The sequence below is a fragment of the Actinoplanes sp. DH11 genome (assembly GCF_020873875.1).
Taxonomy (GTDB): domain Bacteria; phylum Actinomycetota; class Actinomycetes; order Mycobacteriales; family Micromonosporaceae; genus Actinoplanes.
The window spans coordinates 469,057-483,540 of sequence record NZ_JAHWGU010000001.1 but is presented as its reverse complement, the minus strand read 5'-3'; the positions used below and the strand labels follow the sequence as shown (position 1 = coordinate 483,540).

Annotated in this window: 15 protein-coding genes; 4 read left to right on the top strand and 11 right to left on the bottom strand. The window is 70.1% G+C overall.

The annotated features are described in order from the left end of the window. The 9 genes from LPA41_RS02310 to LPA41_RS02270 form a co-directional block, all read right to left on the bottom strand. On the bottom strand, positions 1–363 hold the full coding sequence (locus LPA41_RS02310) for a response regulator (protein ID WP_229067901.1): 363 nt from the start codon (positions 361–363) through the stop codon (positions 1–3). After that, positions 360–848 carry a chemotaxis protein CheX gene (locus tag LPA41_RS02305; RefSeq protein WP_229067900.1) on the bottom strand — a complete coding sequence of 163 codons (489 nt, stop codon included), beginning with the start codon at positions 846–848 and terminating at the stop codon, positions 360–362. The genes LPA41_RS02310 and LPA41_RS02305 overlap by 4 nt, the downstream gene beginning before the upstream one ends. Then, positions 845–1,231, bottom strand: a complete 387-nt coding sequence (locus LPA41_RS02300; protein ID WP_173476755.1) for a response regulator — start codon at positions 1,229–1,231, stop codon at positions 845–847. Before LPA41_RS02300 ends, LPA41_RS02305 begins: the two co-directional genes overlap by 4 nt. A 5-nt stretch (positions 1,232–1,236) precedes the next feature. Next, entirely contained in the window at positions 1,237–2,082 is an 846-nt protein-coding gene (locus tag LPA41_RS02295) for a protein-glutamate O-methyltransferase CheR (protein ID WP_229067899.1), read from the bottom strand. Continuing rightward, positions 2,079–3,254, bottom strand: a complete 1,176-nt coding sequence (locus LPA41_RS02290) for a chemotaxis response regulator protein-glutamate methylesterase (RefSeq protein ID WP_229067898.1) — start codon at positions 3,252–3,254, stop codon at positions 2,079–2,081. The genes LPA41_RS02295 and LPA41_RS02290 overlap by 4 nt, the downstream gene beginning before the upstream one ends. A gap of 13 nt (positions 3,255–3,267) precedes the next feature. Continuing rightward, complete coding sequence (locus tag LPA41_RS02285; RefSeq protein ID WP_229067897.1) at positions 3,268–4,140, bottom strand: hypothetical protein; 873 nt, start codon at positions 4,138–4,140, stop codon at positions 3,268–3,270. Further along, entirely contained in the window at positions 4,140–4,577 is a 438-nt protein-coding gene (locus tag LPA41_RS02280; RefSeq protein WP_229067896.1) for a chemotaxis protein CheW, read from the bottom strand. The genes LPA41_RS02285 and LPA41_RS02280 overlap by 1 nt, the downstream gene beginning before the upstream one ends. Position 4,578: 1 nt before the next feature. Then, a complete protein-coding gene (locus tag LPA41_RS42890) occupies positions 4,579–6,945 on the bottom strand; it encodes a chemotaxis protein CheA (protein ID WP_229067895.1) in 2,367 nt (788 codons plus the stop codon). A gap of 82 nt (positions 6,946–7,027) precedes the next feature. Next, positions 7,028–7,726: a response regulator transcription factor gene (locus LPA41_RS02270; RefSeq protein WP_111649790.1), complete on the bottom strand. Its 699-nt coding sequence runs from the start codon at positions 7,724–7,726 to the stop codon at positions 7,028–7,030. Positions 7,727–8,132: 406 nt separating this feature from the next. Between LPA41_RS02270 and LPA41_RS02265 the strand changes: the two genes are divergently transcribed. Then, positions 8,133–8,756, top strand: coding sequence for a CAP domain-containing protein (locus LPA41_RS02265; RefSeq protein ID WP_229067894.1), 624 nt, complete (start codon positions 8,133–8,135; stop codon positions 8,754–8,756). A gap of 9 nt (positions 8,757–8,765) precedes the next feature. On the opposite strand, the gene LPA41_RS02260 is transcribed toward LPA41_RS02265, so the two are convergent. Next, positions 8,766–9,830, bottom strand: a complete 1,065-nt coding sequence (locus LPA41_RS02260) for a UDP-N-acetylmuramate dehydrogenase (protein ID WP_229067893.1) — start codon at positions 9,828–9,830, stop codon at positions 8,766–8,768. 68 nt (positions 9,831–9,898) lie between these two features. Between LPA41_RS02260 and LPA41_RS02255 the strand changes: the two genes are divergently transcribed. From LPA41_RS02255 to LPA41_RS02245, 3 genes are all read left to right on the top strand, one after another. Next, positions 9,899–10,663, top strand: a complete 765-nt coding sequence (locus LPA41_RS02255; protein ID WP_229067892.1) for a maleylpyruvate isomerase family mycothiol-dependent enzyme — start codon at positions 9,899–9,901, stop codon at positions 10,661–10,663. Positions 10,664–10,822: 159 nt separating this feature from the next. Beyond that, a complete protein-coding gene (locus LPA41_RS02250) occupies positions 10,823–12,226 on the top strand; it encodes a GH1 family beta-glucosidase (protein ID WP_229067891.1) in 1,404 nt (467 codons plus the stop codon). A gap of 30 nt (positions 12,227–12,256) precedes the next feature. Continuing rightward, entirely contained in the window at positions 12,257–13,270 is a 1,014-nt protein-coding gene (locus LPA41_RS02245; RefSeq protein ID WP_229067890.1) for a LacI family DNA-binding transcriptional regulator, read from the top strand. A 7-nt stretch (positions 13,271–13,277) separates the two neighbouring features. Here the strand turns inward: LPA41_RS02245 and LPA41_RS02240 are convergent, their stop codons facing one another. After that, positions 13,278–14,291, bottom strand: a complete 1,014-nt coding sequence (locus tag LPA41_RS02240) for a hypothetical protein (RefSeq protein ID WP_229067889.1) — start codon at positions 14,289–14,291, stop codon at positions 13,278–13,280. Between the last annotated feature and the right edge of the window lie 193 nt (positions 14,292–14,484).

Genomic DNA, 14,484 nt, shown 5'->3' with positions numbered 1-14,484 from the left:
TCATCCCAAAATAGGAGTGAAAACCTCATCGAATCGCTCAGCTGTGAAGGGTTTGACGATGAAGAATGCCGCGCCCGAGGACTCGGCTGCCTCCTTCATCTCCGGGGTCGACTCCGAGGTGACGAAGCCGAACTTCACGTTGTTGCCGGCGGCGCGTAGCTGCCGGAGCACCTCGATACCGGTCAGATGCGGCATGTTCCAGTCCGAGATGACCAGGTCCGGCTTCTCGGCGTTGGCCATGTCCAGCGCCTCCTTGCCGTCCGCGGCCTCCACCAGGTCGTGATCACCGAACCCGGCCTGGCGCAGCGTGCGGACGACGATCTGCCGCATCACTCTGCTGTCATCGGCGATGAGGATCTTCATTCGCCCTCCTCCTCCTTGTTGTCCGAGCTGCTGTGCCACATCGAGATGGACACCGGTTCGCCCTCCCAGATCCCGTAGACGCCGCTGATGCGCTGCGCGTTCGGGTAACGCGCCGAGGACTCGGGCGCGAGCACCACCTGCGGAAGGGACAGTTGTGCGCCGGAGGGCAGCATCGCCTTGACGTTGCCACCGACGATGTTGGCGAGTTCGCCGAGCGTGTCCGAGATGTCCTCCTCGCTCACCTCGTCCATCTCCATGGCGAGGAAGGCGGCAGCCGCACGCTGGGCGGCGGCCATGGACGAGGCGTACACGACGTGCCCGCTCCAGGATCCGGTGATGGAGACCGAGGAGTGCACCTCGGAGGGCTGGTTCTCGTCGTAGGTGGGAATCAGGGGACTCACGCCCTCCGGATCCAGATACGACTCCCAAACCTGTTCCACCATCTCGGCGAGGTCGCTCTCATTGACCTCGACTTCGACACTCATGAGTTCGCTCCGGTCGGGACGAGGCCCAGCAGGGCCAGCTTTTCGATCATGGCGCCTTCGGTGAAGGGCTTGATCACGTATTCGTGGGCACCCGCGGCGAGCGCCCGGACGATCTGGCTCTGTTCGCTCTCGGTAGTGACCATCACCAGGGTCATCTCCCGCAGGCGCGGATCGGCCCGGACTTTGGTGACGAACTCGAGCCCGTTCATGTTGGGCATGTTCCAGTCGATAAGTGCCAGCTCCGGCACCTCGGTCATGTCGGCGAGGAGGTCCATCGCCTCCTTCCCGTCCCCCGCCTCCACCGCCTCGAAGTTGAGCTTCGTGACGATGCGCTTGAGGATCATGCGCATCGCGCGGGAGTCGTCGATCACCATGGCGCGCATCGGCGTCATCCCCTTCTCGCGGCACCGGAGGGCACCGCGTTACGAGTTCGATAGGCAGAGGTGCGGCCGGCGGCCACGCGCTCGTAGTTGTCGTCGATCCCGATCGTGGTCTCGGCCGCGCCCAGGAAGAGCAGGCCGTCCGGCCGCAGGATGCGGGCGGCGTTCTGCAGCACCTGGCGCTTGGTCGCGACGTCGAAGTAGATGAGCACGTTCCGCAGGAAGATCACGTCGAACGGCTGCATCGGCGGGAACGGTGCGGTCAGGCTCATGTGCTTGAAGGTGACGTTGCGCCGCAGCGCGGGGATCACCCGCCAGTGCGCGCCGGCCCGCTCGAAGTACTGCACCAGCTGGGTCGCCGCGAGACCGCGGTTCACCTCGACCTGGCTGTACTCCGCCTTGGTCGCCCGCTCCACCATCGCGGTGGAGATGTCCGTTCCCATGATCTCGTAGGACCACCCGGCAGGCAGGGTCTCCTGCAGGGTGATCGCCAGACTGAACGCCTCCTGCCCGCTGGAACTCGCGGCCGACCAGAACCGCAGTTTCCGCTGCGCCGCCCGGGACTTGATCAGTTCGGGCAGCACCACCTCGGTGAGCGCGGTGAACGGTTCGCGGTCCCGGAAGAAGGACGTCTCGTTGGTGGTGAGCGCGTCGATGATCTTGCGCTGGAACTGCGGGTTCGGCCGCCGCTGGAGATCGGCCAGGAACTCGTTGACGTTCGCCGCGCCGACCGCACGGGCCACCGGGATCAGTCGCGCCTCGACCAGGTATTCCTTGCCGGCCGCCAGCACGATCGAGGCTTCCCGGCGGACCAGGTTGGCGACGAACGTGAAGTCCGCTTGGGAGAGGGTCATCGGGCCACCGCCGCGGAACGGCCCGCCCGCACGCGGTTGAGCAGCGCTCCCGCGATCCGGTCCAGGGGCAGCACCTCGTCGGCCAGTCCGGCGGCGACCACGGCGCCGGGCATGCCCCAGACCACCGAGCTCGCCTCGTCCTGTGCCAGCACTTCGGCGCCCGAGTCTCGTAGCACTTTCGCACCACTCCGTCCGTCTTGTCCCATTCCGGTGAGCACCGCCGCGAAGGCTGATGCGCCGTACAGTCCCGCCACCGACCGGAACATCACGTCCACGGCAGGCCTGCAGGAGTTCTCTTGTGGCGCGGTGCTGAGCTGGGTCAGCGTCGCGGTTCCCTTGCGGTTGAAGACCAGGTGGCGGTCTCCCGGAGCGATGTAGACCGTGCCCGGCGTGAGCTCCATGCCGTCGCCGGCCTCCAGCACGCGCAACGGCGTGCTGCGGTCCAGCCGTTCGGCGAACATCTTGGTGAACACCGGCGGCATGTGTTGCGTGATCACGATCGGCACCGGCAGGTCGGCGGGCAGGCCGAGCAGCACCTTGGTGAGAGCGTCCGGCCCGCCCGTGGAGGAACCGATCGCGAGGATGTCCACCCGGCCCTGCACACCGGCCCGGCGCGGCACCGCCGGACGGGCCGGCGCGGGTCCGGACGCCGACGCGGGTCGCCCGGGTGCGACCGGCGGCAGGCCCGGACGTCCCGGCGCGGCGCCGGGACGCAGGGCGCCGGCCGGCGGGCGCGGCGGTGGGCCGGCCGGCGCACCGGCGGGCCGGCGCCGGCCACCGAGCGCTTGGATCTTGGGTACGAGCTGCTCCCGCACCGCCGCGATCGACTCCTGCACCGAGCCCACGTTGCTCGGCTTGGTGACGTAGTCGGTGGCGCCCGCGGCCAAGGCCTCCAGGGTCGCCGAGGCGCCCGCCGCGGAGAGCGTACTGAACATGATCACCGGCAGCGCGGTGTGCCGTTTACGCAGCTCGCGCACGGCCGCGATGCCGTCCATCTCGGGCATCTCGATGTCCATGGTGATCACGTCGGGTTTGAGCTGGTCGATCTTGGCCTGGGCCAGGAGCCCGTTCGCAGCCGTGCCGACCACCTGGATGCCCGGCGCCTCCCCGAGAGCGTCGACGATCAGTCGACGGACCACCACGGAATCGTCGACGACGAGAACCGAGATCATTCGACCACCCCCTTCAGCCGAGCCAGGCCGGACCGAGCGCCGCGACCACCGGTGCGAGCAGCCGATGGGCGGTGGCGGTGTCCAGCAGGTCGCGAACCACGAGCGCCTGCACGGCGCCGCTGAGCATGTTCCAGACGCCGCCGGCCCGGTCGGCCAGCGGAATCCCGGCGGTGTCCACCGCCTGGACCAGCAGCATCTGCGCCGCCGCGGCGGTGCGGACCCGGTCCGAGAGGTACGCCGCCCAGGAGGCCGAGTGGACCGCCGGTGACCATCCGGCGGTGTTACGCCGGGCGTCGTCGGCGGAGGTGAGCACCCGCTCCCGGTCCTCCGGCCGCAGCGTGCGCAGCCGGTCCAGCAGGGCCGACACCGTGTAGTGGTGCGGACCCAGGTCGATCGGCGCCCCCGCCGGCAGCTTCTTCACCGCCGCCACCCAGCCGGCACCGAGGCGCCGGCGGGTCTCCTCGTCGAGCACCTCACGCAGATAACTGGCGACCGCCGCGTCGCACAGCAGCGCGGTGGCCGCACCGGCGTCGTCGCTCTGCCGCGCGTCGCGCCCCTTGCCCTCCCACGTCCACGACATCACGTCGTAGCGCAGGCAGGTGAGCAGCGCGTCCACCGAGCCGATCGGCGCGCGCTCCACCAGAGTGAGGTTTGCCGCCGGATCGTCCTTCGACATTCCCTTGAGCGAGGGCATCCGGCGGGCGGCGCTTTCCACCTCGACCCAGAGCGGACCTCGTACGCCCTCGTCCGGCAGCCGCTCCGCCAGGATCGGAAGATCCTCGGCCTGCAGTCGCAGGGCGCGCAGCAGCACGTCGGCCGCGGCCGACCCGCCCTCCAGGCGGGTCAGGTCGAAGCCCAGGACCGGGGCGCTGACGAGGCTGTACATCAGGTCGTGGCGCGGTACGTGTCGACGGCCTGGTTGACGTCGAGGGCCAGCATCAGCCGCCCGTCCAGCTTGAAGGTGCCGACGACCAGCTCGCGCGTCGGGCCGCTGAGCGTGTCCGGCGGCGGCTCGAACGTCTCGTCGTCCAGGTCGACCACCTCGCCGATCTTGTCAACCAGCAGGCTCACCGGCTCGCCGTCACCGCGCAGGATGACGTTCATGACCGGTCCCTGCAGCGCCTGCCGGGCCAGACCGAGCTGCACCCGCAGGTCCACCGCGGCGATCACCTGGCCGCGGAGGTTGAACAGGCCGCCGACGGCCGGCGGCGCGAGGGGCACCGGGGTGTACTCGTTGTACGAGAGCACCTCCTGCACCGTGTGCACCTCGACGCCGAAGAGCTGCCCGGCCACCTCGAAGGTGGCGAACTGACGACTCGCCATCTCAGGCCTCCACCAGCATCTCGTCCATCGAATCGCTGTAGAAGTTCGGATCCGCGGCGAGGATGGCCCGGCGCACGTCGAGCAGCTCGGTGACCCGCTGCTGGATCACCGCGGTGCCGACCAGGCCGTCCTCCTCGGCGTCGCGGCGCGCGGTCGTCGAGTTCTCGGCGATGTCCACGATCCGGTCCACCACCAGCGCCACGCTCTTGCCGCCCTCGCTGTAGACCACGACCGAGACGGTGTCGCCCTCCAGTTCCTCGCCGTAGGCGCCGAGCAGATGGGAGAGCCGGACCAGCGGCAGGATCTGCCCCCGGTACTGGACCACCTCGCGGGAACCGGCGTGCTCGATCCGGTCCCGGGGGAACTCCTCGAGCCGCGTGACGGTGTCCAGCGGGATCGCCACCCGGCGCTCGCCGACCGCGGTGACCAGCAGGCGCTCGGTGCCGCCGCCGCCCGCGGTGCGCTTCTCCACGACGTTCTCGCGCTCCGAGTCGACGGCCAGGTGCGACCGGCGGGCCAGGGACGAGACGTCCAGGATGAGGCCCACCTTGCCGTCGCCCAGGATGGTGGCGCCGGCGTAGAGCCCGATGTCCTTGAGCCGCGTGTTGAGCGCCTTGACCACGACCTCCTCGGTGTTCAGCACCCGGTCCACGACCAGGCCGAACCGCCGGCCGTCGGCCTGCAGCACCATGATGTAGACACCCTGGTCGCCGCCGACCTCGAAGCCGAGCGCGCGGTCCAGGCGGACAAGCGGGAGCAGCTTGCCGCGCAGCCGGTAGACCGGGGCGCCGGAGGCATATTCGATCTTGGTGGCGGTGCCGTCGATGAAGACCAGCTCGAGGACCGCGACCTGCGGGACGACGTAACGCTGATCGCCGCAGTCGACGGTGAGCGCCTGGATGATGGCGAGCGTCAGCGGGATGGTGAGCCGCCAGACCGTACCCTCGCCCGGCGTCGAGTCGACGCTCACCGCGCCGCCGATGTTCTCGATGTTGGTCTTCACCACGTCCATGCCGACACCGCGGCCGGAGACGTTGGTGACCTTGGCTGCGGTGGAGAAGCCGGGCTGGAAGACCATCGCCATGATGTCACGCTTGTCCATGTTCGGGATCTGCTCCGGCCGGAGCAGCCCGTTCTCCACGGCCTTCTGCGCGATCCGCTCGACGTTCAGGCCGGCGCCGTCGTCGGCCACCTCGACCGCGACGTGACCGCCCTCGTGGTACGCGCGAAGCGTCAGCGTGCCCACCGGGCTCTTGCCGCTGGCCGTCCGGCGCTCCGGGTCCTCGATGCCGTGGTCGACCGCGTTGCGCACCAGGTGGGTCAGCGGGTCCTTGACCGCTTCCAGCAGGCTCCGGTCGAGTTCGGTCTCCTTGCCCTGCATGACGAGCTCGACCTGCTTGCCGAGTGAGTTGCTCAGGTCCCGGACGACTCGGGGCAGCTTGGACCAGATGTGCTCGATGGGCTGCATGCGGGTCTTCATGATGCCCTCTTGCAGCTCACTGGTGATCATGCCGAGCCGCTGGGCGCTGCGGACCAGCGTCGCGTCGCCGATCTCCATCACGCCGCGGACCAGCTGGTTCCGGGCGAGGACCAGCTCACCGACCATGTTCAGCAGGGTGTCCAGCAGGTCGACGTCCACCCGGATCGCGCTGTCCGCGATGCTGCGCTTCGGCGTCTGCGCCTGCAACGCCTCGCTGACCGCGGCCGGCTGGGTCTTGCCCTCCTCCAGCAGGATCGTGCCGAGCTTGCGCTCGTCACCCTCGATCTGCTGCTGGAGCGCGGAGCTGACGTCGGCGGGCTGGGCCGCGCCGGCCTCGACCAGGATCTGGCCGAGCGGCTGGCGCTGCTCGGCGATCGGCTCGGGCGCCGCCCGTTTCGGCGTCTCGTCCAGCTGGACCGGCGCCTCCGCCTCGGCCTCGGCGGCCGGCGCCGCTTCGGCAGCCGGCGCGGCGGCCGGTGCCGGTGCGGCGGCCGGGTCCGACGGCGCGTTCATCTGCGCGTGGATGCGCTCGATGGTGCTGTCGATGTCGATGCCCTCTTCGGTGTTGTTCTCCTCGATCGAGGAGAGCAGCGCGCGGACACCGTCGATCGTGACAAGCAGAACGGTGATCGTCTCCGGGGTGACCGGCTGCACGCCGTCCCGCAGCCGGGACAGCAGCGACTCACCGGCGTGGGCCAGCTTCTCCAGCCGGCTGAACGCCAGGAACCCGCTGGTGCCCTTGATCGTGTGGATCGCCCGGAAGATACGGGAGATCAGGTCACGCGAGTCCGGTTCCTGCTCGAGGCTGACGAGGTCCCGGTCGATCTGGTCCAGGTTCTCGTGGCTCTCCATCAGGAATTCGCCGACGATCTCGCCAAGGTCTTCCACGACTTACCTCCTGCTCGGCTTCACAGCCCTCATCGACGTGTGCGGGCGCCAACTGAGAAGACTCGACCGGAACGGCGAGTAATCACGCTTCTCCACCCGGACGCCGGTATCGGTAGCCGAATCCGCGTACGGACTCGATGGGCGACTCGTCCGGATCGGACCAGCCGAGCTTGCGGCGCAGCCGCAGCACCGCGAACTTGACCCGCTCCTGGCCGATGCCGGTCGGGTCGTCCCAGGCCTGGGTCAGCAGCTGGTTCGGGGAGAGAACCGCCCCGGCGTGCCGGACCAAGGCGTTGAGCAGGCGGAACTCGGTGGGCGTGAGCCGTTTCTCGTCGCCCTTCACATAGACCCGGCGTTTGGTCGGGTCCAGGTGCACGAGACCGTCGTCGTAGATCTGGCTGGCCCAGTTGTTCTGCCCGCTGGAGGAGCGCCGCAGCAGCGCCTCCACCCGGGCCAGCAGTTCGTTGTTCGCGAACGGCTTGGTGAGGTAGTCGTCGGCACCACCGCGCAAGCCGCGGACCTTCTCCGCCTCCTGGCCGTGTGCGGTGAGCACCAGCACCGGGACGTCCGAGACGTCGCGCAGCCGCTCGAGCACCTGCCAGCCGTCCATCTCCGGCAGGCCGACGTCCAGCACCACCAGATCGGGGTGTTCGGCGTACGCCTCCTTGAGCCCGGCCCGGCCGTCGGCGGCGTGCGCCACCTCATATCCGGCCCGGCTGAACAGCAACCGGAGAGCGAGTGCGATGTCCGGGTCGTCCTCGACCACGAGAAGGCGACTCATCGTTTGCTCACCCTGCCCCCAACCCGCACTCGCACCCGGCATGGGCACGGCCGACCTCCGGGCATGCGAGTGCCACTGAAGGGTCAGCATCTTGCTCGGCACCCGTTCGCGTGACCGCGAACGGGGGAATTTCAAAGGCGCAAAAACACCATAGCGTGATGTCACGGCCTATTTACGGACAGCGACAGTTTAGCGTCCTACGCCCGACACAAGAGGCGGTCCGCAAGGATCCGTGCACACCGGGCCACCGCGCCAGGATGACGGGGGCCGGGTGAGCCATCCCTTCAGCCTGACATTTCGGATACCCCTTTTTGCCCTTTCCGAGAAAGATGTGACACGACACGAAGATCGGGGTGCGATAGGCCCTGATGGACGATCCGCGTCCGTTCCACGATCGGAGGCATCCGTGTTCGACCTGGTGGTACGACGTGTCGTGCTGGTCGCGGCGACACCCGCGCTGCTCGCAATCGCCGCGCCCGCGCTGGGTACCGGCCCCATCCTGCCGCCACGGCCGATGCGCGTACCCCCGCCGGTCGCACAGCCCGCGCCGGACCGCGCACCGCAGGCCGCACCACGCGCCGTGCCGAGCGTGGCCGCGGGCAGCCCGGCCGCGACGCCCGGCGCGGCCACGCAGGCCCGGCTGCGCGCACGGGCCGCGATGCTCCAGGTCGTCCGGCTCACCAACGACAAGAGGCGGGCCGCCGGCTGCCCGGCGCTCTCCGTCGAACCGGACCTGATCACCGCGTCCCTGCGGCAGAGCTGGTACATGGCACGGACCCGCCTCTTCAGCCACGTCTGGCGCGACGGCTCGACGTTCGTCGCCCGCAGCCGGGTCGCCGGCTACCCGACACCCGCCGGGGAGAACATCGGCTGGGGTTACCGCACCGCGCGCGAGGTCGTGGAGGCATGGATGGACAGCCCCGGGCACCGGGCCAACATCCTCAACTGCGGCGCCAAGGCGATCGGCACGGGCGTCGCCTACGCGGCCGACGGCACGCCGTATTACACGCAGGTTTTCGGCTGGCAGTAGTGCCGGACCTCAGATCGCGCAGTTGACAAGCACCGGCTCCGGGTGCAGCTCGACACCGAACCTGTCCCGCACGCCGTCCCGGATGGTGCGGGCCAGGTCGAGCAGCCCCTCGGTGGTGCCGGCGCCCCGGTTGGTCAGGGCCAGCGTGTGTTTGCCGGAGATGGCCACGCCGTCTCCGGCGAACCCCTTTGGGAACCCGGCCCGCTCGATCAGCCAGGCCGCTGGCAGCTTCACCAGACCGTCACCGGCCGGCCAGTGCGGCATCTCGCCCAGCGTCGCGAAGAACTCCTCGCTGACCACCGGGTTGGTGAAGAAGGAACCGACCGACCAGGTGTCGCGGTCTTCCGGGTCGAGCACCATGCCCTTGCCGGCCCGCAGCTTGAGCACGGTGTCGCGGGCCAGCGTCAGCGGCACCCGGTCGCCGGTCCCGGCGCCGAGGCTGCGGGCCAGCTCCGCGTAGCGGATCGGGGCGGACTCGCCGGAGCGCGCCAGCTTGAAGTCGACGGACAGCACCAGGTAGCGGTCGTTGTGCTTGAAGACGCTCGTCCGGTACCCGAAACCGCACTCGGCGGGAGCCATCACCCGGACCTGGTCGGCGATCCGGTCGTAGGCGTGCACCGCCACGATGGTGTGCGCGACCTCCTGCCCGTACGCCCCGACGTTCTGGATCGGGGTGGCGCCCGCCGAACCGGGGATGCCGGACAGGCACTCGACGCCGGACAGGCCGTTCGTCACCGTGTACGCCACGAAGTCGTCCCAGGCCTCGCCCGCCGCGACCCGGACCACCACGCCGTCCGGGTCCTCGCCGACCACGTCGATGCCGCTGGTGCGCAGCAACAGCGCCTCGCCCGCGAACCCGGCGTCACCGATCACCAGGTTGCTGCCGCCGGCCAGGACCAGCACCGGCCGGCCGGCCGCCGAGGCGGTGCGCACCGCGGCGATCGCCTCGTCCGCGTGGACCGCTGTGGTCAGCGTGCCGGCGGGGCCGCCTAGGCGTAGCGTCGTGTACACCGCCAGGGAGTGATCCGCAGCAGGGGGTGTGTCGGTCGGATGGTCGGCGAATGCGTCGGGCACGACGTTCACCCTAAGCTTCGACTGCGGGGCACGACACCCGCGGTCCGGCCGACCGGGAGACAGCTGCGATGAACAGGTTGCACGCGACGAAGGACTTCTGGCTCGCGGCGCTGCGCGCCGACGGGCCGGCGCTGTGGGATGCCGTTGCCGAGACCGGCCCCGACGTGGCGGTCGGCACTTCGCCGGGCCGGACGACGGCCGATCTCGCGGAGCACCTGACCGGGTTGCTCCGCTGGGTGCGCGCCACCGTGGCGCGCGGCACCACGGACCGGCCCGAGCCGCAGGCGCCGCCGGGCGACGGCCGCCCGGCGTGGCCGGACGCACTCGACCAGCTCCGCCGCGAGCTGACCGGCACGATCGAGACGCTCGAGGCGCTGGATCCCGACTTCCCGGCGTGGAACTGGGCGCCGCAGCCGAAGCGGGCGGTCTTCTGGCACCGCCGGGTCGCGCACGAGGTCTCGCTGACCCGCTGGGACGCCGAGTCGACCGCCGGCCGGGCCACCCCGATCGAGACGAAACTGGCCGCCGACGGGGTGAGCGAGGTGCTCGACACCTGGCTGCCGGCCGGACGCCGGGTGGGTCCGGCCGACGTGCAGGGTGTGGTGCAACTGGTGGCCACGGACGCGGCGCACGAGTGGTTCGTCCGGCTCCGCGGTGAGGGCATCGCACTGCTGGACACCGGCACGATCCTGGACAGCGACGACCATCACGCCCGGGCCAAGGCCACCGGCACGGCGAGCGACCTTCAGCTGGCCCTGCTCGGCCGCAAACGGCCGGACCAGCTCGCCCTCGCCGGTGACCCGCGCCTGGTCCAGGCCCTCCGGGCCGGCTGAGCCTCACTCGCCCACGGCGACCGCCGATGAGAGACATGTGGTTACCCGGCGCCCGGGCACTGAGAAAACGCTCTCCGTGCCGGGTGTCCAACGCCGCGCGAGCGGTTATCCTCTGAACCGGTTAAGTCAGACCTGATCAAGAGCAGGAAGCGGTGCAGAATGACGGCAACCGTCACGTCGACGTCGGCTCAGCCGGCGCCCGCGGGGATCACTTTCCCTGAAGGCTTCGTCTGGGGCGCCGCCACCGCGTCGTACCAGATCGAGGGCGCGGCGCGGGAGGACGGCCGCGGCCCGTCCATCTGGGACACCTTCAGCCGCACCCCGGGCAAGGTGCACGCCGGCCACACCGGTGACATCGCGTGCGACCACTACCACCGGTACGCCGAGGACGTCGCGATGATGGCCGACCTGGGCCTGGCGTCGTACCGCTTCTCGATCGCCTGGCCGCGGATCCAGCCCGACGGCACCGGCCCGGTGAACGTCCGCGGCCTCGACTTCTACGACCGGCTCACCGACGAACTGCTCGGCAAGGGCATCGACCCGGTCGTCACGCTCTACCACTGGGACCTGCCGCAGACCCTCGAGGACCGGGGCGGCTGGGCGGTGCGCGAGACCGCCGAGGCCTTCGCCGAGTACGCCCAGATCGTCCACCGCCGCCTCGGCGACCGGATCGGCACGTGGACCACGCTGAACGAGCCGTGGTGCTCGGCCTACCTCGGTTACGGGTCCGGCATCCACGCGCCCGGCGTGCAGGACCCGGCCAAGGCGTTCAAGGCGGCACACCACCTCAACCTCGCGCACGGTCTCGCCGCGCGGGCGCTGCGCGCGGCCGGCGCCAAGAACATCAGCATCACCCTGAACCCGTGCGAGGTCTCCCCGCTGGACCCGGCGAACCCGGCCGACGTGCAGGCCGCCCGCCTGATCGACGGCGTGGCGAACCGGATCTTCTTCGACCCGATGCTGAAGGGTGCATACCCGGCGGACGTGCTCGAGCACATCGCCCGGATCACCGACCTGGACCACATCAAGGACGGCGACGAGGCGATCATCAACGCCCCGATCGACCTGCTGGGGATCAACTTCTACACACCGTCGTACGTCACGGCGAAGCCCGGCGCGCCCGGCGCCCTGGACTACCCGGGCAGCCAGGGCATCGCGTTCCGGCCGCCGGTCGGCCCGGTCACCGACATGGGCTGGCAGATCGAGCCGGCGTCGCTGACCCGGCTGCTCAACCGGATCCACCGGGACTACCCGGGCACCGCGCTGCTGATCACCGAGAACGGCGCCGCGTACCCGGAGGGCCCGACCGAGGGCGGCGAGGTGCACGACCTGCGCCGCATCGAGTACATCGACGCCCACCTGCGCGCCTGCCACGACGCCCTGGCCGCCGGGGTGGATCTGCGCGGCTACTTCGCGTGGTCACTGATGGACAACTTCGAATGGGCCGAGGGATACGCGAAGCGCTTCGGTATCGTGCACGTCGACTACACGACCCAGCAGCGTGTGCTCAAGGACAGCGCGAAGTGGTACCGCGAGGTGATCCGCCGCAACGGCCTGGAGTGATCGCTGGGGTACACAGCGAGGAGCAGCTTTGTGACGACGCGGGAGCGGCCCACCCTGGAAGCGGTGGCCCGTCGTGCCGGGGTGTCCCGCGCGACCGTGTCCCGCGTCGTCAACGGCTCCACGACCGTCGCAGCCGGCATCCGTGACGCCGTCAACCGGGCCGTCGACGAGCTGGGGTACGTGCCCAACCAGGCCGCACGCAGCCTGGTCACGCAGCGGACCGATTCGATCGCGCTGATCCTGCCGGAGACCGCGAACCGGGTCTTCTCCGACGACCTCTTCTTCCCGGCGATCATCCGCGGGGTCGGCCAGGAGCTCGAGGCCGCCGACAAACAGCTCGTGCTGATGATGACCGGCTCCGAGGCCGGTCATCATCGCGTCGAGCGGTACGCGGTCGCCGGTCACGTGGACGGCGTCCTGTTCGCCTCCATCCACGGCGACGACCCGCTCCCCGGCATCCTGGCCGAGCGCGGCATCCCGGTCGTGTGCAGCGGCCGCCCGATGAGCAGCGCCTCCTCGGTGCCCTATGTGGATGTCGACCACGCCGGCGGGGTGGCCGCCGCGGTCCGCCACCTGGTGTCCACCGGGCGCCGCCGGATCGCCACCATCGCCGGCCCGCAGGACATGGTCGCCGGCCTGGCCCGGCTGGCCGGTTACCGGGACGCGCTGCGCGAGGCCGACCTGCCGGAACTGGTGACGGCGGGCGACTTCACCCGGGAGTCCGGGGTGGCCGCGATGCGGGACCTGCTCGACCGCGACCCGGCCCTGGACGCCGTCTTCGCCGCGTCCGACCTGATGGCGCACGGCGCGTTGCAGGCCCTGCGCGACGCCGGCCGGCAGGTTCCGGTGGACGTCGCGGTGGTCGGCTTCGACGACTTCGAGATCAGCCGCTACAGCGATCCGCCCCTGACCACGGTCCGCCAGCCGATCGCCGAATCCGGGCGGATGATGGCCCAGCTGATCCTCCGGCTGATCGCCGGCGACGAGGACGTGCCCGGGTCGGTGGTGCTGCCGACCGAGTTGGTGCTGCGCGAGTCGGCCTGACCGGGCTTCACACCGCGCGGGCGATGCAGATCCGGGCCTTGAGCCGGTCCCCCGCCTCGTAGAACATGTACTCCGTCCCGCCGTCGGTCCCGAACGACGGCGCCGCGGTACGCCCGTTGTCGGCCGCGCCGGGCGAGTGGAAGACGCCCAGGTGGTTCTCCCGGTCGAAGGCGTTGCCGACCTCGGTGATCCGCATCCTGCCGTCGTTGCCGTGGTAGGCGACGTACGTGGTCCCGTTGCGCACCACCACGTGCGGACCGGAGATGTCGGTCAACCCGTCCGGCTCCGGGTTCACCAGCGGCGCCTGGCTGAACTGCCACTGGTCCCAGCCGTTCGGCGACCAGCCGTGGTAGATGCGCCGCCGCCCGGAGAGCACTCCCATGTAGACCATCACGTAGCGGCCGCTGTGCGCGAAGACCCGGGCGTACGACGTCTCGGTCAGACCGGGCACGAGCCGGGTGCTGAGGATCGGGGTCTCGTCACGGAAGGTGAGGCCGTCCGACGACCGCGCGACCCGGGTCGTCGTGTTCTCCCCGTGGTAGTACAGGTAGAACTGGCGCGTCTGCGGGATCCAGGTGACGTGCGGCGACGACACGTGCGACACGGTCGTGCTGGGCAGCACGTTGTCGATCACCGGGTTGCCGGGGTTCTCGGTGAACGGGCCGGCCAGCGAGTCGGCCCAGGCCACGCAGATGCCGCCGGGCTTCTCGTGCGGGGCGTAATACAGGTAGTAACGGCCCCGCGCTCCGCTGATCTTGTCGTAGACGCCTCGGACGCAGGGGAAGATGAACTCGCCGGTGGGGTTGTAGCGCAACGGCGTGGTGAGCGCGTCACGCAGGTAGGTGTAGGTCGGCATGCCGGCGGGCCCGGCGGCCAGGGCGGTCGCACCGGGGGCCGCGGAGGTGGCGGCCGGGGCTGCGGAAGCGGCGGCCGGGGCTCCGAGGGCGGCACGCGGCGTGACGAGACCGGCACCGACGGCACCGGCGGCGGCCGCGCCGCGTAGCAGGGAACGACGATCCACGAGGGCACACTCCTGACAGGACGAAGCGGGAGTTTGCCGCAGGTCGGCGGCATCGATGCCACAAAGTTTCATCACCATTAACCGGCCCGGTCAAGGTGCTAATACCTATTAGTGCAGGACTTTCTTCTTCCGGAGTCTTGACGGTCGCCGATCTGGTGCTTCACGATCGCTGCACGTTTGTTAATGCGTATTA

Bases quoted from the DNA above. Each gene is read 5' to 3' on its own strand.
- LPA41_RS02270 (WP_111649790.1), bottom strand. From the start codon at position 7,726: ATGAGTCGCCTTCTCGTGGTCGAGGACGACCCGGACATCGCACTCGCT.
- LPA41_RS02280 (WP_229067896.1), bottom strand. From the start codon at position 4,577: ATGGCGAGTCGTCAGTTCGCCACCTTCGAGGTGGCCGGGCAGCTCTTC.
- LPA41_RS02285 (WP_229067897.1), bottom strand. From the start codon at position 4,140: ATGTACAGCCTCGTCAGCGCCCCGGTCCTGGGCTTCGACCTGACCCGC.
- LPA41_RS02255 (WP_229067892.1), top strand. From the start codon at position 9,899: ATGAACAGGTTGCACGCGACGAAGGACTTCTGGCTCGCGGCGCTGCGC.
- LPA41_RS02300 (WP_173476755.1), bottom strand. From the start codon at position 1,231: ATGCGCGCCATGGTGATCGACGACTCCCGCGCGATGCGCATGATCCTC.
- LPA41_RS02295 (WP_229067899.1), bottom strand. From the start codon at position 2,082: ATGACCCTCTCCCAAGCGGACTTCACGTTCGTCGCCAACCTGGTCCGC.
- LPA41_RS02310 (WP_229067901.1), bottom strand. From the start codon at position 363: ATGAAGATCCTCATCGCCGATGACAGCAGAGTGATGCGGCAGATCGTC.
- LPA41_RS02305 (WP_229067900.1), bottom strand. From the start codon at position 848: ATGAGTGTCGAAGTCGAGGTCAATGAGAGCGACCTCGCCGAGATGGTG.
- LPA41_RS02290 (WP_229067898.1), bottom strand. From the start codon at position 3,254: ATGATCTCGGTTCTCGTCGTCGACGATTCCGTGGTGGTCCGTCGACTG.
- LPA41_RS02250 (WP_229067891.1), top strand. From the start codon at position 10,823: ATGACGGCAACCGTCACGTCGACGTCGGCTCAGCCGGCGCCCGCGGGG.